At 71.2% G+C, this 18,884-nt stretch carries 17 protein-coding genes; 12 read left to right on the top strand and 5 right to left on the bottom strand.

Annotated features, from left to right (window positions below):
* Positions 1 to 4: 4 nt before the first annotated feature.
* From IOD14_RS27475 to IOD14_RS27490, 4 genes are all read left to right on the top strand, one after another.
* Positions 5 to 535 carry a DUF5134 domain-containing protein gene (locus IOD14_RS27475; protein ID WP_212671816.1) on the top strand — a complete coding sequence of 177 codons (531 nt, stop codon included), beginning with the start codon at positions 5 to 7 and terminating at the stop codon, positions 533 to 535.
* Between the two features lie 115 nt (positions 536 to 650).
* Complete coding sequence (locus IOD14_RS27480; RefSeq protein WP_212671817.1) at positions 651 to 1,322, top strand: phosphatase PAP2 family protein; 672 nt, start codon at positions 651 to 653, stop codon at positions 1,320 to 1,322.
* Positions 1,323 to 1,608: 286 nt separating this feature from the next.
* Entirely contained in the window at positions 1,609 to 2,301 is a 693-nt protein-coding gene (locus IOD14_RS27485) for an HAD-IA family hydrolase (protein WP_212671818.1), read from the top strand.
* A 226-nt stretch (positions 2,302 to 2,527) separates the two neighbouring features.
* The gene (locus IOD14_RS27490; protein WP_212671819.1) at positions 2,528 to 3,202 is read left to right on the top strand and encodes a TetR/AcrR family transcriptional regulator; all 675 of its coding nucleotides are present in this window, start codon (positions 2,528 to 2,530) and stop codon (positions 3,200 to 3,202) included.
* Here the strand turns inward: IOD14_RS27490 and IOD14_RS27495 are convergent.
* Complete coding sequence (locus tag IOD14_RS27495; protein WP_123987494.1) at positions 3,190 to 4,692, bottom strand: hypothetical protein; 1,503 nt, start codon at positions 4,690 to 4,692, stop codon at positions 3,190 to 3,192. The two genes, IOD14_RS27490 and IOD14_RS27495, sit on opposite strands and share 13 nt — an antisense overlap.
* Before the next feature lie 96 nt (positions 4,693 to 4,788).
* Here IOD14_RS27495 and IOD14_RS27500 point away from each other — a divergent pair, with 96 nt between their 5' ends.
* Positions 4,789 to 5,457: a DUF305 domain-containing protein gene (locus IOD14_RS27500; protein ID WP_212673409.1), complete on the top strand. Its 669-nt coding sequence runs from the start codon at positions 4,789 to 4,791 to the stop codon at positions 5,455 to 5,457.
* 23 nt (positions 5,458 to 5,480) lie between these two features.
* Here IOD14_RS27500 and IOD14_RS27505 read toward each other — a convergent pair whose 3' ends face one another.
* A complete protein-coding gene (locus IOD14_RS27505) occupies positions 5,481 to 5,945 on the bottom strand; it encodes a DUF6214 family protein (RefSeq protein WP_212671820.1) in 465 nt (154 codons plus the stop codon).
* Positions 5,946 to 6,104: 159 nt separating this feature from the next.
* Here IOD14_RS27505 and IOD14_RS27510 point away from each other — a divergent pair, with 159 nt between their 5' ends.
* The gene (locus tag IOD14_RS27510) at positions 6,105 to 7,439 is read left to right on the top strand and encodes an FAD-dependent oxidoreductase (RefSeq protein WP_212671821.1); all 1,335 of its coding nucleotides are present in this window, start codon (positions 6,105 to 6,107) and stop codon (positions 7,437 to 7,439) included.
* A gap of 101 nt (positions 7,440 to 7,540) precedes the next feature.
* A complete protein-coding gene (locus IOD14_RS27515; RefSeq protein WP_212671822.1) occupies positions 7,541 to 8,917 on the top strand; it encodes a nucleobase:cation symporter-2 family protein in 1,377 nt (458 codons plus the stop codon).
* On the opposite strand, the gene IOD14_RS27520 is transcribed toward IOD14_RS27515, so the two are convergent.
* Positions 8,837 to 9,190, bottom strand: a complete 354-nt coding sequence (locus tag IOD14_RS27520) for a helix-turn-helix domain-containing protein (RefSeq protein WP_212671823.1) — start codon at positions 9,188 to 9,190, stop codon at positions 8,837 to 8,839. The genes IOD14_RS27515 and IOD14_RS27520 overlap by 81 nt on opposite strands.
* Positions 9,191 to 9,351: 161 nt before the next feature.
* Between IOD14_RS27520 and IOD14_RS27525 the strand changes: the two genes are divergently transcribed.
* Complete coding sequence (locus IOD14_RS27525; protein WP_212671824.1) at positions 9,352 to 10,431, top strand: NADH:flavin oxidoreductase/NADH oxidase; 1,080 nt, start codon at positions 9,352 to 9,354, stop codon at positions 10,429 to 10,431.
* A gap of 140 nt (positions 10,432 to 10,571) precedes the next feature.
* Here the strand turns inward: IOD14_RS27525 and IOD14_RS27530 are convergent, their stop codons facing one another.
* Positions 10,572 to 11,864: a PHB depolymerase family esterase gene (locus IOD14_RS27530; protein ID WP_249126085.1), complete on the bottom strand. Its 1,293-nt coding sequence runs from the start codon at positions 11,862 to 11,864 to the stop codon at positions 10,572 to 10,574.
* 449 nt (positions 11,865 to 12,313) lie between these two features.
* On the opposite strand from IOD14_RS27530, the gene IOD14_RS27535 reads away from it, so the two are divergent.
* Both IOD14_RS27535 and IOD14_RS27540 read left to right on the top strand, forming a co-directional pair.
* Entirely contained in the window at positions 12,314 to 13,291 is a 978-nt protein-coding gene (locus tag IOD14_RS27535; protein ID WP_212671825.1) for a polysaccharide lyase family 1 protein, read from the top strand.
* A gap of 59 nt (positions 13,292 to 13,350) precedes the next feature.
* Positions 13,351 to 14,154 carry a pectate lyase gene (locus IOD14_RS27540; RefSeq protein WP_212671826.1) on the top strand — a complete coding sequence of 268 codons (804 nt, stop codon included), beginning with the start codon at positions 13,351 to 13,353 and terminating at the stop codon, positions 14,152 to 14,154.
* A gap of 63 nt (positions 14,155 to 14,217) precedes the next feature.
* Here the strand turns inward: IOD14_RS27540 and IOD14_RS27545 are convergent, their stop codons facing one another.
* Positions 14,218 to 14,976 carry a PaaX family transcriptional regulator C-terminal domain-containing protein gene (locus IOD14_RS27545; RefSeq protein ID WP_212671827.1) on the bottom strand — a complete coding sequence of 253 codons (759 nt, stop codon included), beginning with the start codon at positions 14,974 to 14,976 and terminating at the stop codon, positions 14,218 to 14,220.
* 65 nt (positions 14,977 to 15,041) lie between these two features.
* Here IOD14_RS27545 and IOD14_RS27550 point away from each other — a divergent pair, with 65 nt between their 5' ends.
* Complete coding sequence (locus IOD14_RS27550) at positions 15,042 to 16,697, top strand: acyl-CoA dehydrogenase family protein (protein ID WP_212671828.1); 1,656 nt, start codon at positions 15,042 to 15,044, stop codon at positions 16,695 to 16,697.
* Between the two features lie 137 nt (positions 16,698 to 16,834).
* The gene (locus tag IOD14_RS27555; protein WP_212671829.1) at positions 16,835 to 18,856 is read left to right on the top strand and encodes a HEAT repeat domain-containing protein; all 2,022 of its coding nucleotides are present in this window, start codon (positions 16,835 to 16,837) and stop codon (positions 18,854 to 18,856) included.
* The last annotated feature ends 28 nt before the right edge of the window (positions 18,857 to 18,884 follow it).

Consider the following 18,884-nt stretch of genomic DNA (forward strand, 5'->3'; position numbering starts at 1 on the left):
GGGCGTGCACGGACCGGCTTCGCCCGGCTGGCTGCTGGTGGCGCTCTGCGCGGCGACCGGGGCGTACTGCCTGCTGCGGATGCGCAGCAGCGTCGAGGAGCAGCGCCGGACCGCGGGCGGCGAGGCGCTGATGGGCTTCGGGATGGCCGCGATGGCCGTACCGGCCGCCGTGTTCACACCTCCGCCATGGGCCTGGCCGCTCTACTCGGCCGTGTTCGCCGGGGCCGCGCTGCACGCGCTGTGGGCTGCGCGCACGAGCACCCATCATCTGCACCACCTGGTGGGCGCGGGGGCCATGGTCTACATGGCGGTGGTGATGGCGTCCTCCCCCGGCCACCACGGCGGTGCCGGGGTCCCCGCGGTGACGGGCGTCCTCCTGCTCTACTTCGCGGGATACGTCCTGCTGGCAGGCGCCCGCCTGATACCGGTGACCGCCGGCGGCGGCACCGTCGGCTGGGGCGACCGCCCCGAACTGGCGCGCGCCTGCCGCCTGTCGATGGGCATCGCGATGGTGGCCATGCTGCTGACGCTCTGAGGCGGGCGACGCACGCCCCCGCCGCTCGCGTCTCACTGCGTGGCTGCCGGGTGCGGCGATCCACCGCCCGCACCGGAATTCGCCTCAAGGCACACCGGTCGGCGAGGATCGCAGTATGCACTCGCCGTCCGTCGACTCCCCGCCCCGTCCGCCGGAGCACCGGACCGCCGCCCGCGCGACCGGTGCCCTCGCCCTGTGCTCGCTCCTGCTGCTCGTCCTGGTCGTGGTCGAGTGGCGGCCACTGCTCACCGTGGACGGCGACATCGCCGACACCACGCACCGCTGGGCGGTCGACGAGCCGGGACTCACCCACGCCTTCCGCATCCTCACGGACTGGGTCTGGGACCCCTGGGCGATGCGCCTGCTGGCCGCGGCCGCGGCGATCTGGCTGGTGTGGCGGCGCAATGCCCGCTGGACCGCCGCATGGCTGGTGGCCACATGTGCAGTGGGCACACTGGTTCAGCAGGTCATGAAGGCAGCGGTCGGCCGCGAACGCCCTGTGTGGCCCGACCCCGTGGACACGGCCCACTTCGCGGCCTACCCGTCGGGACACGCCCTGACGGCGACGGTCGTCTGCGGTCTCCTCCTGTGGCTGCTCCACCACTACGGCGTCGGCCGCACCCTGTGGTTCTCGGCTCTGACCCTCGCCGTGGTCTCTGTCGTGGGCGTCGGCCTGACCCGCATCTGGCTGGGCGTCCACTGGCCCTCCGACGTCCTCGGCGGCTGGCTCCTGGGCGCGATGCTCGTGACCCTGGCGATGGCGGTCCACCAGCGCTACCGGCCGTGAACGACGGTCCCGGCCGGGCTCCGCTCGACGGGACGGCGGGACGGCGGGACGGCGGGACGGCGCGGGGCCGGACCATCGCGTCCGCCGCCGAGCTCGGCACCTGGCCGGACGGGCGCGTGGCGTCCCGCGGGAGCGAGCACGTGGCCTGCGCGGACGTGGCGGCCGCCGGTGAGATGCACTTCCGGCCGCGGGGGATGCGCTTCCGGCCGCCGGTGAGGTGGGCTTCACCCCGCCCCCGCCAACCGGGCTCCCCGTCGACCGGAACAGCGGCCCGTAGGATCTTCGTATGGCTGCCGTTCTGTTCGACTTCTCGGGAACCCTCTTCCGCATCGAATCCACCGAGTCCTGGCTGCGTGCCGTCCTGGACGAAGCCGGACTCGCCCTGACCGAGGCCGAGTTGACGCGGGCCGTGCGGGAGCTGGAGAGCGTGGGGGCGTTGCCCGGTGGGGTGGCGCCCCGGGTGTCGATGCCGGAGGAACTCGCCGCCGTGTGGGGAGTCCGGGACGAGAGCGCGGAGCTGCACCGGGCCGCGTACACCGGTCTCTCCCGACTCGTCCCGCTGCCGGATCCCGCCCTGCACGACGCCCTGTACGACCGGCACATGCTCCCCGACGCCTGGGAGCCGTACCCCGACGCCGCCGAGGTGCTGCACGCACTGCGCGAGCGGGGGATCAGGGTGGGCGTGGTGAGCAACATCGGCTGGGACCTGCGCCCGGTCTTCCGCGCGCACGGGCTCGATCCGTACGTCGACGTGTATGTGCTGTCGTACGAGCACGGCATCCAGAAGCCGGACCCCCGTCTGTTCAAGACCGCCTGCACGGCGCTCGGCAGTGAGCCGGGGGACGTCCTGATGGTCGGCGACGACCGGCGGGCGGACGGCGGCGCGGCAGCCCTGGGCTGCGCGGTGCACTTCGTGGACCATCTGCCGGCGGCACAGCGTCCCGACGCGTTGCGGCCGGTACTCGGCCTGGTGGACTGAGCCCCCGGGCCGACGCCTGAACCGACACAGAAAAAGGTGTCCGAAAACGGGGTGGTCACCCCGCTGGAAGGTCGCCTGAGGACACCATCGGAGCGTATGCTCGCCCACCCTGGACGATCCCCCGCGTCGCCCAGAGCAGGCGGCAGTCCTGACCAGGCCTTTCGCGGGCCGGTCCGGACGCACTGAGTATAGTTGGCTGATAGCCAGTCAACGCAGGAGTTACAGCATGTCCCCGCGCAGCGCCTCGGTCAATGAAGAGTTGCGCCGCCGTTCCCGGGAGCGGCTCCTGCAGGCGGCCATCGAACTCGTCTCCGAGCGCGGCTACGAGGCCACGACCCTCGGCGACATCGCGGACCGGGCCGGTTCGGCGCGCGGTCTGGTGTCGTACTACTTCCCCGGGAAGCGTCAGCTGGTGCAGTCGGCCGTGCACCGGCTCATGCACCGCACCCTGCAGGAGGCGCTGGAACGCGAGCCGCGCACCGAGGACGGCCGGGAGCGGATGGCGCGGGCCATCGACGCGATCCTGGGCCTGGCCCGGGACCGGACCGTGCTCATGCGCCAGCACATGGCGGGCCTGCTGGACACCGACGGTTTCGTGGAGTGCCCCGAGCAGCAGCGCCTCGCCGAACTGCTGCGGGACACGATGGAGCGGCACGGTTCCCAGACGGTCGAGACCGACTACCCCATGCTGCGTTCGCAGCTCATGGGCGCGGTCTACGCGATGGTGGTGCCCAACGTGCCGATGCCGGTCACGATCCTGCGCGCCGAGCTGTTCACGCGCTACCGGCTCGACTGGGAGCAGGGCGTCCCGCCGGGCGCCGAGGCACCCGGCGGGACGTGCGACACCGATCTGTCGCGGTTCTTCGAGACGGGCCGGGAGTCCGAGGATCAGTCGAAGTAGTCCGGCTGCGTCTGGACGTTGAGCTCTCCGATCCGCACCTTCTTGGCGGGATCCGTCCGCTTGTCGCTGAGCTTCAGGACGTCGAAGCCCTTGGCGATGTCGTTCGAGTAGATGTAGCCGTTGTAGTAGTACGCCGACCAGGGGCCGGCGGTGGTCAGCCGCTCGGTGGTCACCGGGCCGCGCTCGAAGTAGCCGATCTCCTTGGGCTTCGAGGAGTTGGTGAAGTCCCAGACGGAGACACCGCCCTGGTACCAGGCCTGGACCATGATGTCCTTGCCCTTGACCGGGATCAGCGAGCCGTTGTGGGCCACGCACACCTCGACGTCCGCCTGGTAGCGGGGGATCTTGAAGTAGCTGCGGAAGACCAGCTTGCGCTTGTCCCCCTTGCCGACGATGTCGTAGATGCCGTCCGCACCGCGGTTCGGGCCGATCTCCGCGTTGCAGGTGGCCGCACCGCCACCGCCCAGCTCGTCGGTGAAGACGACCTTGTTCGCCTTCTGGTTGAAGGTCGCCGAGTGCCAGAACGCGAAGTTCACGTTGTCCTGCACCCGGTCGATGACCTTCGGGTTCTCCGGGTCCTTGATGGAGAACAGGATGCCGTCACCCATGCAGGCGCCCGCCGCCAGGTCCTTGTCCGGGAGCACCGTGATGTCGTGGCAGCCGGTGGTCTTGGAGACGCCGGGGTTGGTGGGTCCGCCGGGGTTGCCGCCGCCGTCGGGGCCCTCGCCCGGGAAGAGCACCGGGAAGCCGACGACCGCCGCCTTCTCGGGGGCGTTGCGCGGCACCTTGATGACCGAGATGCCGTCGTGCGGCGGCTGGCAGTCGGGGTAGGCGGCGTTCGGGGAGTACGAGGAGACGTAGATGTAGACGTTCCTGCGCTCGGGCACCAGCGTGTGGGTGTGCGAGCCGCAGGCGGTCTCGACGGCGGCGACGTACTTCGGGTTCCGCTTGTCGCTGATGTCGAAGACCTTCATGCCCTCCCACGACGACTTCTCGGTCGCGGGCTGGGTGGTGCTGCTGCAACTGCTGTCGCTGCGCGAGGAGTCGGTGGACAGGAACAGCAGGTTGCCGGAGACGGAGATGTCGTTCTGCGAGCCCGGGCAGAGCACCTGGGCGACCGTCTTCGGGGCCTTCGGGTTGCTGATGTCGAAGATGCGGAAGCCGTCGTAGTTGCCGGAGAAGGCGTACCGGCCCTGGAAGGCCAGGTCCGAATTGGTGCCGGGCAGGGCGTCCTTGGGGATGTTGACGAGGTGCTCGATGTTGTCGGAGTGGACGATCTCGTCCTGGCCGGGTATCTCGCCGTCGGCGATCGCCGCCTTCACCTCGGCCTCGGTGCTCTTCGACACGCCCTTGCCCGTGGCCGGACCGTCCCCGGGATCGGGGGTCGCGACGGCCGGACCGGCGGTCAGCAGCGCGGCCAGGAGACCCGCGGCGGCCGCGGCAACTCCCAGTCGTCTGTGCCGGGTTCGGGACTCTCTCAACAGGATCACTGTTTTCCTCCCTGTGCCGTTCATGTGGAACGGTTCACGCGTCACCGCAGTATCGTCTTCATCATGCACAGATCAACAGAGGGCAACGAACTCGCAATGAAGGGACCACGGGTGACCCCTGTGCTTTTCCGCCGCGCGCCCCTGATGACAGCGGCCCTGGTCGCTCTCGCAGCCCTGGCCCTCGCCGGCTGCGAATCCGAGGCGGACCCGAAGTCGGCCTCGGCGACCGGGCCTTCGGTGCTGGTGCCGGGCAAACCGGGCGAGGCGAACCGCACGCTGTCCGCACAGGACGCCGAGGAGCAGCGGGCCGACGACGACACGCCCAACTCGGCGGACGTCTCGTACGCCCGGATGATGATCACGCACCACGCCCAGGCCCTGGAACTGACCGAACTGGCCCCGTCACGCGCCGAGTCGGCGAAACTCAAGGCGCTCGCCGAACGGATCTCGGCCGCCCAGGGACCGGAGATCGCCGCGATGCGGGCCTGGCTGAAGGACTACGGCCAGTCCGAGAAGAGCAAGGACCACACGCACGCCGCGATGCCGGGCATGGCGACCGAGGCACAGCTGAAGAAGCTGCGCGCGGCGAAGGGAAAGGCCTTCGACGAGCTCTTCCTCACCCTGATGATCACTCACCACGAGGGGGCGATCACCATGGCGACGGACGTGAAGGGGCAGGGCAACAACGTCCGGATCGAGGAGATGGCGGACGACGTGGTGGCCCAGCAGACGAGCGAGATCAACCGGATGCGGAACATGCTCTGAACCGCGTGCGGGAACCGGTCGCTTCAGCGCCGTGCGTGACGTGGCGTCAGGAAGCCCGCGTCACGCGCCTGGGAGATGAGCCGGAGCGACTTGCGGCGGCTGTGCCCGGTCGCGCACATCACGGCGAGGACCGGGTCGACGCCGTCCCCCTGGGCGGCCCGATACTCCTGCGCCACCTGCCACCGTCCCTCCATGCCGCGCGGCCAGGCCGGGCGAGCCCGACGCGAGGCGCCCGCCCCTGCTTCAGCCCCCGTCGCGGGTTCCACTCCGCACGCCTCGAAGAGCGGCTCCTCGATCCAGTCCGCGAGGACACCCAGGTCGTCGAGGGACAGGGCGGGCATCGCCCGTACGTCCTCCAGGCAGACGCCCCCTTCGGACACCACGGCGAGCGCGTCGACCCGGGCACCGTCGGGGAAGGCCAGCCGGACGTGGCACCAGGCCGTCGCGCCGTCCTCCTCCCGCACTTCCCACGCGGGCCACACGGACACGCTGCCGTCCGTCGGACAACGATCAGAAAGATTAAGAAAGGATGCTTCTAGCACATACGCAACGTAACCGCATGATCACATTCCATACGAACGGACACGCGTGCGTATGCCACGCGCAGCACCCTGTCAGCGGAGCGGCGGCGGTGCGATCCTGGAGGCATGCGTGTCGCCGTCGTCGGCTCCGGGCCGAGCGGGTGCTACACCGCCCAGAGCCTCGTACAGCAGGATCCCGACGTGCTCGTCGACGTCCTGGACCGGCTGCCCTGTCCCTACGGTCTGGTGCGCTACGGCGTGGCACCGGACCACGAGAAGATCAAATCGCTCCAGAACAACCTGCGGGCGATCCTGGAGCACGAGCGGGTGCGGTTTCTCGGCGGGGTCGGGATCGGCCCCGGCGGGGTGCCGGCCGCTCGGCTGCGCGAGCTGTACCACGCCGTCGTGTACTGCGTGGGCGCCGCGACCGACCGGCATCTCGGGATCCCGGGCGAGGATCTGCCGGGCAGCTGGTCGGCGACGGAGTTCGTGTCCTGGTACAGCGCGCACCCCGACTCCGCGGCCGACGGCTTCGTGGCCGGGGCGCGGTCGGCGGTGGTCATCGGCGTCGGGAACGTCGCGGTCGACGTGGCGCGGATGCTCGCGCGCGGGACGACGGAACTCAGCCCGACCGACATCCCGCATCCGGCACTGACCGCGCTGGCGGCCAGCCGGGTGAGGGAGGTCCACATGGTGGGTCGGCGCGGCCCTTCCCAGGCCCGCTTCACCACCAAGGAGCTGCGCGAGCTGGGTTCGCTCCCGGACACCGAAGTGGACGTGAGCGCCGAGGAACTGGCGCTGGACCCGGCTTACCTCGACCCTTCTCCCCTGTCGGCACCGCAGCGCCGGAACGTGGAGGTGCTGCGCGGCTGGGCGGCCGCGCAGTCACGACCGTCCACCCGCAGGATCGCGTTGCGCTTCTTCCTGCGTCCCGTCGAGGTCCTCGCCGACGGCGGCCGGGTGGGCGCGGTCCGCTTCGAGCGGACGGTGCCGGACGGGCGCGGCGGGGTGCGCGGCACCGGTGAGTTCGAGGAGATCGAGGCGCAGTTGGTGCTGCGCTCGGTGGGCTACCGGGGCATGCCGGTGGAGGGGTTGCCCTTCGACGCGGAGAGCGGGACCGTGCCCAACGTCGGCGGCCGTGTCGTGCAGGACGGTTCGGCCGTCCCCGGACAGTACGTGGCCGGCTGGATCAAGCGCGGCCCGACCGGCGTCATCGGCACCAACCGCCCGGACGCCAAGGAGACGGTGACCTCCCTGCTCGAGGACGCTCCCGTGCTCGTGCACGGAGAACTGCGCGGAGACCCGCTGGACGCGCTGCGGGCGTACGGTGTCGAGGCGGTGGAGTGGACGGGCTGGTGCGCGATCGAGCGGGCGGAGGCGGAGCTCGGCGCGTCACTGGGCCGGGGCACGGTGAAACTCCCCGACTGGCAGTCCCTTCTGGACGCCGCTCGCGGCTCCTAGCCTGCGGAACCGTGCGGCCGGCCACGGCGGACCCGCACCGGGCAACGAACCGGCAACCCGGCCGAAATCAACAAACTGTGCAAGGAGCTTACGGTCCTCCCATGACCAAGCACCCTGTCGACGAAGTCCCCCCGGTACGCCAACTCGCCGCCCTCGGCCTCCAGCACGTCCTCGCGATGTACGCCGGTGCGGTGGCCGTCCCCCTGATCGTCGGCAGCGCGATGAAGCTGTCACCGGCGGACCTCGCGTATCTCATCACGGCCGACCTCCTGGTGTGCGGTATCGCCACCCTCATCCAGTGCGTCGGCTTCTGGCGCTTCGGCGTACGCCTGCCGATCATGCAGGGCTGCACCTTCGCGGCCGTGTCCCCGATGGTCCTGATCGGCACGACGGGCGGCGGGCTCCCGGCGATCTACGGCTCGGTCATCGTCGCGGGCCTCGCGATCATGCTGCTCGCACCGGTCTTCGGCAGGCTGCTGCGCTTCTTCCCGCCGCTGGTCACGGGCACGGTGATCCTGATCATCGGCATCTCCCTGCTCCCGGTCGCGGGCAACTGGGCGGCGGGCGGGGTCGGTTCGGCCGACTTCGGCGCACCGAAGAACATCGCGCTGGCCGTCTTCGTCCTGGCGGTGGTGCTGGGGGTGCAGCGGTTCGCGCCCGCGTTCCTGAGCCGGATCGCGGTACTGATCGGCATCGCGGTGGGCCTGACGGTGGCCGTCCCCTTCGGGTTCACGGACTTCGGCGGGGTCGGGGACGCGGACTGGGTCGGGATCAGCACGCCGTTCCACTTCGGGGCACCGACCTTCGAGTTCTCGGCGATCGTGTCGATGCTGGTCGTGGCGCTGGTGACGATGACCGAGACGACCGGTGACCTGATCGCGGTCGGCGAGATGACGGACCGGGCGGTCGAGCCGCGCTCCCTCTCCGACGGCCTGCGCGCCGACGGGCTGTCGACCGTGCTCGGCGGCGTCTTCAACACCTTCCCGTACACGGCGTACGCCCAGAACGTGGGCCTGGTCGGCATGACCAGGGTGCGCAGCCGCTGGGTCGTCGCCACGGCCGGCGGCATCCTGGTCCTGCTCGGACTGCTGCCCAAGCTGGGAGCGGTGGTCGCGGCGATACCGGCGCCGGTGCTCGGCGGGGCGGGCCTGGTGATGTTCGGGACCGTCGCGGCGAGCGGCCTGCGGACCCTCGCCCAGGTGGACTTCAGGGGCAACCACAATCTGACGGTGGTGGCCGTGTCGGTGGCCATGGGGGTGCTGCCGGTCGGGGTGCCGACGATCTACGAGAAGTTCCCCGACTGGTTCCAGACGGTGATGAACAGCGGGATCAGCGCGGGCTGCCTGACGGCCATCGCCCTGAACCTGCTCTTCAACCACCTGCCCGCGAAAGCCGCTTCAGCCGCTCCCGAGCCGGTCGGCCTGGCGGGCGGCGGCGGCGAGAAGGGCGTCGAGAAGCCCCGGGAAGAGATCCTCTAGGGCCTCCCGGCGCAGCCCGTTCATCTTGGCCGTGCCCTGGTAGATCTGCCGGATCACACCGCTCTCGCGCAGCACCCGGAAGTGGTGGGTGGTCGTCGACTTGGTGACGGGCAGATCGAAGTGCGAGCAGGAGAGCTCGGCGCCCGCCGCGGCGAGTTCTCGCACGATCCGGAGGCGCATCGGGTCGGAGAGGGCGTGCAGGACGCCCTCCAGCCGGATCTCGCCGCGCTCCGGGTGCGGGAGGGCACGAGTGCTGACGGCGGGGGAGGTCACGGCGGGCTCCACTTCTCCAGGCTTGCCGGGGCCCACGGACCGGGCGACCGACCCCTGGACGGCCTCATTGTACGAGACCTTTCGTAGTTTGACACTCGACGTACTACGATGCCTATCGTACGAGCCGACCGCCAACGGTCCCGTGACGAATGGAGCCCGCCGTGAGCGCACTCTTCGAGCCCCGCACCCTCCGCGACGTGACGATCCCGAACCGGGTGTGGATGCCGCCGATGTGCCAGTACTCGGCCGCTCCGGACGGCCCCGGGATCGGCGCCCCGAACGACTGGCACTTCGCGCACTACGCGGCACGCGCGGCCGGCGGCACGGGCCTGATCATCGTCGAGGCCACCGGCGTCAGCCCCGAGGGCCGCATCACCCCCTACGACCTCGGCATCTGGAACGACACCCAGGTCGAGGCGTTCCGCCGCATCACGCGCTTCCTGGTCTCCCAGGGCACGGTCCCGGGAATCCAGCTCGCTCACGCGGGCCGCAAGGCCTCCACCGACCGACCGTGGAAGGGCGGCGCGCCGCTCGCCCCGTCGGACGCGCTGGGCTGGCAGCCGCTGGGCCCGAGCGCGGTGGCCCACGACGAGGACCACACGGTGCCGACCGAGCTGACGGTCGCTCAGATCGCCGAGGTCGTCGCGCAGTTCGCGGACGCGGCCCGCCGCGCGCTCGCCGCCGGCTTCGAAGTCGCCGAGATCCACGGCGCCCACGGCTATCTGATCGCCAACTTCCTCTCCCCGCACAGCAACCGCACCGACGAGTACGGCGGCTCGTACGAGAACCGCACGCGCTTCGCCCTGGAGGTCGTCGACGCGGTGCGCGAGGTCTGGCCCGACGACAAGCCCCTCTTCTTCCGCATCTCGGCGACCGACTGGCTGGAGGAGGGCGGGTGGACCCCGGACGACACCGTCCGCTTCGCCCACGACCTCCGGGCCCACGGCATCGACCTCCTGGACGTCTCCACCGGCGGCAACGCCTCCGGCGTCCGCATCCCGGTAAGCCCCGGTTACCAGGTCCCCTTCGCCGCCCGCGTCAAGGCGGAGACCGCCCTCCCGGTCGCCGCGGTCGGCCTCATCACCGACCCCGGACAGGCCGAGAAGATCCTGTCCAACGGCGAGGCGGACGCGGTCCTGCTGGGCCGCGAGCTGCTGCGGAACCCGTCCTGGGCACGGCATGCGGCGCGGGAACTGGGCGGGGACGTGCATGTGCCGGACCAATACCACCGGTCGGTCTGACGCCGGTCACGCCCGGGTGGGCCGCCGCGCTCCCGGCCGCCGTCCGGCGGGAGTTCCGCGCCGTGCGCCGGAACATCCCGCCGGTGGAGCCCTGGCGACCGTCGAGCGATCAAGCCGTCGGGCGATCACCCGTCGAGCCGTCAACCCGTCGTGCAGGACGTCCCGTTGAGCTTGAACCCACTCGGCACCGCGCTGTTGCCGCTGTGGTTCGCCTGATACCCGACGGACACGCTCGCGTTCGGTGCGATCGTGCCGTTGTACGTCGCGTTCGTCGCCGTCACCGATCCGGAGGGCGGGCTGTACGTGGCGCCCCAGCCGTTGGTGATGGTCTGACCGGTGGGGAGGGTGAAGGCCAGCTGCCAGCCGTTGATCGCGGTCGAGCCCGTGTTGGTGATGGTCAGCGATGCGGTGAGGCCGGTGCTCCAGGCGTTCGTCGTGGCCGTCACCTTGCAGGCGCCGGGCTGGGGTTGGGGCGCGGGGCCGTCGCCCTTGAGGCCGAAGAAGGTCAGTGCGCGGTCGGCCATGCCCCAGCTGTAGAGGTTGTGGCCGACTCCCTGGAGGCTGATCGCCTCGACGGGGGCCCGGTCACCGGTGGCGCCGTAGCGGGTGCGGGTCCAGCCGGACACGGGGGTGTCCGTGGCGGCGGGCGTCTGGCTGACGCCGAGGACGTTCGTCCACTGTTTGATCTCCTCCCCGAAGTTGGGGTAGCGCAGCACGTCGTCCTCGGTGCCGTGCCACACCTGCATGCGGGGCCGGGTGCCGGTGTAGCCGGGGTAGGCCGCGCGGACGAGGTTGCCCCACTCCTGCGGGGTGCGGGTGACCGTGCCGCCCGAGCACGCGCTGTTCCACTCCGAGCCGTCCGTCGTGGCGAAGCAGCCGAACGGGACGCCCGAGAAGGCCGCGCCCGCCGCGAACACGTCCGGGTAGTCCCCGAGCAGGACGTTCGTCATCATCGCGCCGGAGGAGATGCCGGTGGCGTAGATCCTGGTGGTGTCGGCGGAGTAGGTGTTCACCGTCCAGTCGATCATCGACTTGATGCCGACGGGGTCGCTGCCGCCGCCCCGCCTCAGCGCCTGCGGCGAGGACACGTCGAAGCACTTGCTGGCGCGGGTGACCGAGGGGTAGACCACCACGAAGCCGTAGGTGTCGGCCAGTTGGGCCCACTCGGTGCCGTTGTACATGGCCGGTCCGGAGCCGGTGCAGTAGTGCACGGCCACGACGACGGCGGGGTGCGCGGTGACGTTGGCCGGCACGTACAGGTACATCTGGAGATTGCTGGGGTTCGTACCGAAGCCGGTGATCTCGGTGAGGGTCGCCGTGGGAGCGGCCTCGGTGCGGGCCGTTGCGGTGGGGGCGGCCACGAGCGCCGCCGCGAGTAACGACAGCAGGGCCAGCAGTACCGAACGCAGCGGTCTCCTGGGGGTGATGGACACGTCCTTGCCCCTCTCTTTCGGAAGGATCAGCTCTTTCGGGAGGATCGGCTTTTCGGGAGGACCAGCACGATGAGTCGGTCCGGGTCAGCGGGGCGCACCGCCGGTCCGGTCAGCGGGGCGAACTGCCGGCCCCGCCCTCCACGGCCGCACGTGCCCCCAGGACGAGCATGGTGGCATGCACATGGCCACCGTGGAAGCGCTCCCACACGTCGAAAGAATTCGCTCGCGCCCGCCTCCACCTCCCCCACCTGCCCGGCCGAATGTCTTCTGCGCAAAGCGTTGACCAGAAAGCGCTTACCCTCTACGTTCCGTTCAGCGATGTGACCGGCCCTCCCCACAGCGGTCGCACATTGCGGCACTGCCCTGCGTACAGCGTTCAACATGACGAACATCTTTCACGTACATGTCCAACCGAGCACCAGGCAGGCACCACGAAGGGACGCACCCGCATGCGTACTCGCCCCCCACGTACACACGCGCAAAGATCCGCTCTGGCCGCCGGTGCGGCCGCGCTCGCGACGGTGGCCGTCCTGGCCGTCCCGCAGTCGGCCGGGGCCGCCGAGACCTCCCCCATCGGTTTCGGCGCCGGAACGACCGGCGGCGGCAGCGCTTCCGCGGTCACCGTCTCCACGCTGAGCGCCTTCAGGACGGCCGTCACCGGCAGCGCGGTCAAGGTCGTCAAGGTCAACGGCCTGATCTCGCTGAGCGGCACGGTCGACGTCGGCTCCAACACCACGGTGCTGGGCGTCGGTTCGTCGTCCGGGTTCACCGGCGGCGGGCTGCGACTGAAGAAGGTCACGAACGTCGTGGTCCGCAACCTCAACATCAGCAAGCCCCTGGCGCCCGCCGACGGCATCGAGGTGCAGGCCTCGACGAAGGTGTGGATCGACCACAACTCCTTCTCGGCGGACCGCGATCACGACAAGGACTACTACGACGGCCTGCTGGACATCAACCACGCCTCGGACAACGTCACGGTGTCCTGGAACACCTTCAAGGACCACTTCAAGGGCTCGCTCGTCGGCCACAGCGACAACAACGCCGGCGAGGACACCGGCCATCTGAAGGTGACGTACCACCACAACTGGTTCAACAACGTCAACTCGCGCATTCCCAGCCTGCGCTTCGGCACCGGGCACTTCTACGACAACTACGTCGTCGGCGCCGAGACCGCGGTGCACTCGCGCATGGGCGCCCAGATGCTCGTGGAGAACAACGTCTTCCGCGCCACCGGAGTCGGTGTCACCACGAACCGGAGCAGTGACGTCGACGGATACGCCAACCTGCGCGGCAACGACCTCGGCGGAGCCGCCACCGAGGTCTCCAGGGTCGGCACCTTCACCAGCGCTCCGTACAGCTACACCGCCGAGCCCGCCTCCTCCGTCGTCGCCTCGGTGACGGGCGGCGCGGGCGCCGGAAAGCTCTGACCACCCCCAACCTGTCCACCCCCAACCCGTCCACCCCCACAGGAAGAAGGATTCGGGACATGACTTCTTCGGCACGCCCACGCGCGCGTATCCGCGCACTGACGGGCGCCACGGCCGCACTCGGCCTCTCGGTTGGCATGATCATGACACTCAATGCGCCGACGGCGAGTGCCGCCACCTGGCCGAGCGCGAACGGCAGCCAGGCGGTCTCCTCGACCATCCAGCTGTCCGGCACCAAGGACTACGGGATGAAGCGCCTGTACGGCACGGGCGACCTGGGCAGCGGCAGCCAGGACGAGGACCAGGGGCCGATCCTGAACCTGGCCGCCGGCACCGTCCTGAAGAACGTCATCATCGGCGCCCCCGCCGCCGACGGCATCCACTGCGCGGGCAGCTGCACGCTCCAGAACGTGTGGTGGGAGGACGTCGGCGAGGACGCGGCGACCTTCCGCGGCTCCTCGTCGTCGAACGTGTACACCGTCTCCGGCGGTGGCGCCCGGTCGGCCAGCGACAAGGTGTTCCAGTTCAACGGCGCCGGGACGCTCAACATCTCGAACTTCGCGGTGCAGAACTTCGGGACCTTCGTCCGCTCCTGCGGCAACTGCTCGACGCAGTACAAGCGGACGATCAACCTCAACACCATCGAGGCGACCTACTCGGGGAACAAGCTGGTCGGCATCAACACCAACTACGGCGACAGCGCGACCCTGAAGAAGATCACGATCGTGGGCGACTCGGGCAAGAAGATCGTCCCGTGCCAGAAGTACATCGGGAACAACACGGGCAAGGAGCCGACCACGAACGGCTCGGGACCCGACAGTACGTACTGCAAGTACGCGAGCTCCGACATCACCTACAGGTAGCCGCCCGGCGGTGAAGGCGGCCGTACGAAGCGTCCCCGCACGGCGCTTCGCACGGCCGCCGTGTCATGGGCGCAGGTGGTCCTGCGGGACCGTGTCCGCCAGCTCCCGCTGGTAGGCCGCGTAGGCGGAGCGCAGTTCGGCGCCCGGCCAGTCGGGCGGCAGGAGCTCGGGCGGCAGCACCGGGTCGGTCAGCAGCCGGCGTACGACCGCCGCGAAGCCGGTGAGCCGGTCCGCGGGCCGCTCCGCGCGGGCGACATGGGCGAGCAGCGCCCGGGAGTCGGCCGCCCAGGCGTCGAGGGGCCACAGCGCGGCGGCGAGCTCGGACGCCGGGCGTTCGGGGCGGGTGGTGCAGCGCAGGGCGACCGCGTCGAGGCCGTCCGGGAGAGGCCGCAGCAGATTGGCGGGGCGCATCCAGACGCCCTCCCGGAGTTCGGCGAGCCGGAGAGCGGTCAGCCCCGCGCGCAGTTCGGCACGTTCCGCGGGACCGCGGCCGGTCGTCGTGATCACGACCGTCTCCCAGTCGCCGTTCCACGCGCGCGTGGAGGGGTGCACGGCGTCGTCCTGGCGGCGCTGACGGGCGAGCAGCCGCTCGCTCAGGCCGTAGACGGTGTCGGCGCGTCGCAGGTCGCCGGCGCTCACCATGCGGCTGAGCGCGGCACGCAGCGTGGAGCCGCCGACCCCGAACGGCTCCACCGCGCGGATCAGGTCCTTCACCGGCATCTCCGGCGGATGGGCGCCCAGGAGCAGGCTCAGCACGACGGACCGCGCGGACAACGGCCGCAGGTCGACCTCACCGGGCTGCACCGACACGTTCCTCCGCATGGGCAGTCACTGTACGTCGTGTTGCACTATTGCTACGTCCGCAGAATAAGTGCAACATGGACTCCATGGCCTCCCTCCCCGCGCCGGAACAGTCCGCCACCCACGCCGTCACCAACCAGCCCCCTCCCCTGGCCCCGTACGACGCCTCCGACGACCCCGTCCTGCTGGAGGGGCTGCGCCGCGAGGGCGCCGACTGGGCCGAGGAGGGCATCCGGCGCCTGGGTCTGCGGGCCGGCAGTGCCGAGGCGCAGGAGTGGGCGGATCTGGCCAACCGGCACGAGCCGGTGCTGCGCACCCACGACCGGTACGGCAACCGGGTCGACGAGGTCGACTTCCATCCGAGTTGGCACCACCTGATGCGGACCGCCGTCGCCGAGGGACTGGCCGGCACGCCCTGGTCGGAGGACCGCGGCGGCGCCCATGTCGCCCGTACGGCGGGCGGCCTGGTGTGGGGCCACACGGACGCGGGCCACGGCTGCCCCACCTCGATGACGTACGCGGCGATCCCGGCGCTGCGCAAGGAGCCGGAGCTGGCCAAGGTCTACGAGCCCCTGCTGACCGGCCGGGAGTACGAGCCTGAGCTCAGGGTGCCGACCGAGAAGCCGGGCCTGCTCGCGGGCATGGGGATGACCGAGAAGCAGGGCGGCTCCGACGTCCGCACGAACACCACGACGGCCACACCCACCGCGGAGCCCGGGGTGTACACCCTGCGCGGCCACAAGTGGTTCACGTCGGCGCCGATGTGCGACGTCTTCCTGGTGCTGGCGCAGGCACCCGGCGGACTGTCGTGCTTCCTCGTGCCGCGGATCCTGCCGGACGGCAGCCGCAACACCTTCCGCATCCAGCGCCTCAAGGACAAGCTCGGCAACCGGTCGAACGCCTCCTCCGAGCCCGAGTTCGACGCCACCGTCGCCTGGCTGGTCGGCCCCGAGGGGCAGGGCGTCAAGACGATCATCGAGATGGTCAACTGCACGCGGCTGGACTGCGTGATGATGTCGGCGACCCTGATGCGCAGGACGCTCGTCGAGGCGGGACACCACGCCCGCCACCGCAGCGCGTTCGGCGCCCGGCTGATCGACCAGCCGCTGATGCGCAACGTCCTGGCCGACCTCGCGCTGGAGTCCGAGGCCGCCACCACGCTCACGCTGCGACTGGCGGGCGCCGCCGACCGGGCCGTGCGCGGGGACACCGGGGAGCAGGCGTTCCGCCGTATCGCCACCGCGGTCGGCAAGTACTGGGTCACCAAGCGGGGCCCGGCCTTCACCGCGGAGGCCCTGGAGTGCCTCGGTGGCAACGGCTACGTGGAGGACTCGGGCATGCCCCGGCACTACCGGGAGGCGCCCCTGTTGTCCATCTGGGAGGGGTCCGGGAACGTCAACGCCCTCGACGTGCTGCGGGCGTTGCGCCGGGAGCCGGACACCGCTCAGGCACTGTTCGGCGAACTCGCCCTGGCGCAGGGGGCGGACGCCCGTCTGGACGGGTCCGTCGCCCGGCTGAAGGACCTGCTGGCCACGGCGTCCGAGACGAGTGCGCGCCGGCTGGTGGAGCACATGGCCCTGACACTTCAGGCCTCGCTCCTCGTCCGGCACGCCCCGCCCGCGGTCGCCGACGCCTTCTGCGCCACCCGGCTCGGCGGCGACTGGGGGCACGCCTTCGGCACGCTGCCGGACTCCGCGGACGTGGACGCGGTCCTCGGAAGGGCACTGCCCGGCGACGACTGAGGCCGTTCCAGGCCCCCCTGGCGAGAACCGCACCACCTCCCTGTCCGGATCGCTCACCGTCACACACTGATTCCGCTTGGTTGTCGGTCCCGTGGTGCAGACTCCGGTCAGTTGGTACTTCGCCTGGGGAGGACAACGTGTTCACGGGGATCGACGAGGTCGACTGGGCCTCGCTGCGACATGCGTACGGCAGTGCGGAGGATGTGCCCGGGCTGCTGCGGGGGCTCGCCTCCGCGGACCGGGCCGAGCGGGAGACCGCCCTGGACGGGTTGTACGGCGCCGTGCACCACCAGGGAGACGTGTACGACTCGACCCTGGCCTGCGTTCCGTTTCTGCTCGCGCTCGTGGCGAGCGGGGAGATCGCGGACCGGGCCGGCATCGTCGAACTCCTCGTCAGCATCGGGGCGGAGAGCGCGAGCCGGGAGGATCTCGACGAGTCGGGTCTCCATCCGCGCGCCCGGGTGGGAGTGCGCGCCGGCGCCGAGGTGTTCGTCCGGCTGGCGGGGGACGCCGACCCCTCCGTCCGCCGGGCCGCCCCGGAGGCCCTGGTGCGTTTCCTGGACGAACCGGCCCGCGTGCTGGCCCTGCTGCGGGAACGCTGCGCGCTGGAGCGGGACGACCGGGTCCTGCACGCCCTCACCGAGAGCCTGGGGCACTTCGTACGGCGGCATCCCGGGCACGCGGCCGGGGCGCTGGAGTTGCTGACGGCACAGAGCAGCGCGCCGCACGACCCCGGGCTGCGCCTCGCCGCCCTCGGCCAGCTCGCCGGCTGCGCCCCCGACCGGCTCCCGCCGGACCTGGTGGCCGTCGCCGTCGGGCTGCTCAGAGAACGCTCCGCGCGGCGGTCCGCCGGACGCGACGCCGTCGGCTGCCCCCACTCCGACACCCTCGCCCGTCGGCTGCGTCGGCTGCGGCCCTCGGACGAAGAGGGCTCACAGTTGCTGCGGACCCTGCACCGCGCTCTCGGCGCCCGGCTCGACGAGCGAACCGCCCTGCTGAAAGGGCAGTTGACCAGTCCGGACGCCCTCGACCGGTGCAACGCCGTATGGATGTCGGCGGGCCTGTTCCGCGAGTGGCGCGCCGACTGGGCCGAGCCCGTCGCCCTGATCGGTGCTCAGCTGGCGTCCGAGGAGGGCAGGTTGCGGGACGCCGCAGTGTGCGTCCTGGGGGACCTGTTCGACCTGGCCGCTCCCGCCGCCGACGACCTTGCCGCCCTGGTGACGTCCCGGCCCGACCTGTGGGTCCGACACCGGGAGCGCGGGGGGCCGGCGCTGGGCGGACCGCTCAAGGCCCTTGCCCGGAGCGGCGATCCACGAGCCGCACCGGTGCTCGCGGAGGTGCTCGCCGGTCCGGTCGTACCCGACGACCTGGGCCGGGTGATCGGCCACCTGGGCCCCACGGCGGCCCCGCTCGCGCCCGCACTGCGCCGTCGGCTGGGCGAGGTCCTGCCCGGAGCCGCCGAGACCTTCGAGCGGGCCGTACCGCTGTTGTCGGCGCTCACCGCTCTGGGCGACGCGGAGGCCGTACCCGAGGTGCTGCGGCTGCTGCGGGGCGTGCCGGTGGGGCTGCCGTCGCGGGACGCCGTGCTGGAATCCGCCGTCGGCGCTCTCGCCACGTTAGGGCGGGAGGCGGCCCCCGTGGTGGCACCCGTGCTGCGGGAACTGCTGGAGACGGAGTACGCGGCACTCGCCGCGGGCGCGCTGTGGTCCGTGGAAGGGGACACGTCGGCCGTACTGCCCACGCTGACCGCCGAGTTGAGCGACGGGAGACCTCGGCGACGGGCGGCCGCGGCGGCGCTGGCGCGCATCGGGGCCGAGGCCCGTGGGGCACTGCCGGAGCTGCGGCGGATGGTTCGGGCCGAGGATCCGTGGGAGCGGGTGTCCGCCGCGTGCGCGGTGTGGCGGGTCTGCGGGGACGCGGAGCTGTCCGCGCCGGTCCTGCGGACCGCCTGGAGGGAGCACCCGTCGGCGCGTCGCACGATCACCGCCTGCCTCGCCGCCCTGGGGCCTGCCGGAGCGCCCCTGCACGATCTCGTGCGTGCCGAACTGGCCGCCCGAAGACGTCATCTGGCATCGCCGTCCGGTGGGCACGGCAGCCGTGACGTGCTGGACGACGAACGGTTGGTGCGGGCTTGCGGGGAAGTGCTGGGGGCCGGGTAGGAGGCCGGGGGCGGCCCCCGCGCCGAGA

Source organism: Streptomyces sp. A2-16 (assembly GCF_018128905.1).
Taxonomy (GTDB): domain Bacteria; phylum Actinomycetota; class Actinomycetes; order Streptomycetales; family Streptomycetaceae; genus Streptomyces.

Excerpts from the sequence above, each read along its gene's own strand:
- IOD14_RS27480 (WP_212671817.1), top strand. The coding sequence starts at position 651 with ATGCACTCGCCGTCCGTCGACTCCCCGCCCCGTCCGCCGGAGCACCGG.
- IOD14_RS27485 (WP_212671818.1), top strand. The coding sequence starts at position 1,609 with ATGGCTGCCGTTCTGTTCGACTTCTCGGGAACCCTCTTCCGCATCGAA.
- IOD14_RS27490 (WP_212671819.1), top strand. The coding sequence starts at position 2,528 with ATGTCCCCGCGCAGCGCCTCGGTCAATGAAGAGTTGCGCCGCCGTTCC.
- IOD14_RS27500 (WP_212673409.1), top strand. The coding sequence starts at position 4,789 with ATGAAGGGACCACGGGTGACCCCTGTGCTTTTCCGCCGCGCGCCCCTG.
- IOD14_RS27510 (WP_212671821.1), top strand. The coding sequence starts at position 6,105 with ATGCGTGTCGCCGTCGTCGGCTCCGGGCCGAGCGGGTGCTACACCGCC.
- IOD14_RS27515 (WP_212671822.1), top strand. The coding sequence starts at position 7,541 with ATGACCAAGCACCCTGTCGACGAAGTCCCCCCGGTACGCCAACTCGCC.
- IOD14_RS27535 (WP_212671825.1), top strand. The coding sequence starts at position 12,314 with ATGCGTACTCGCCCCCCACGTACACACGCGCAAAGATCCGCTCTGGCC.
- IOD14_RS27540 (WP_212671826.1), top strand. The coding sequence starts at position 13,351 with ATGACTTCTTCGGCACGCCCACGCGCGCGTATCCGCGCACTGACGGGC.
- IOD14_RS27545 (WP_212671827.1), bottom strand. The coding sequence starts at position 14,976 with ATGCGGAGGAACGTGTCGGTGCAGCCCGGTGAGGTCGACCTGCGGCCG.
- IOD14_RS27550 (WP_212671828.1), top strand. The coding sequence starts at position 15,042 with ATGGCCTCCCTCCCCGCGCCGGAACAGTCCGCCACCCACGCCGTCACC.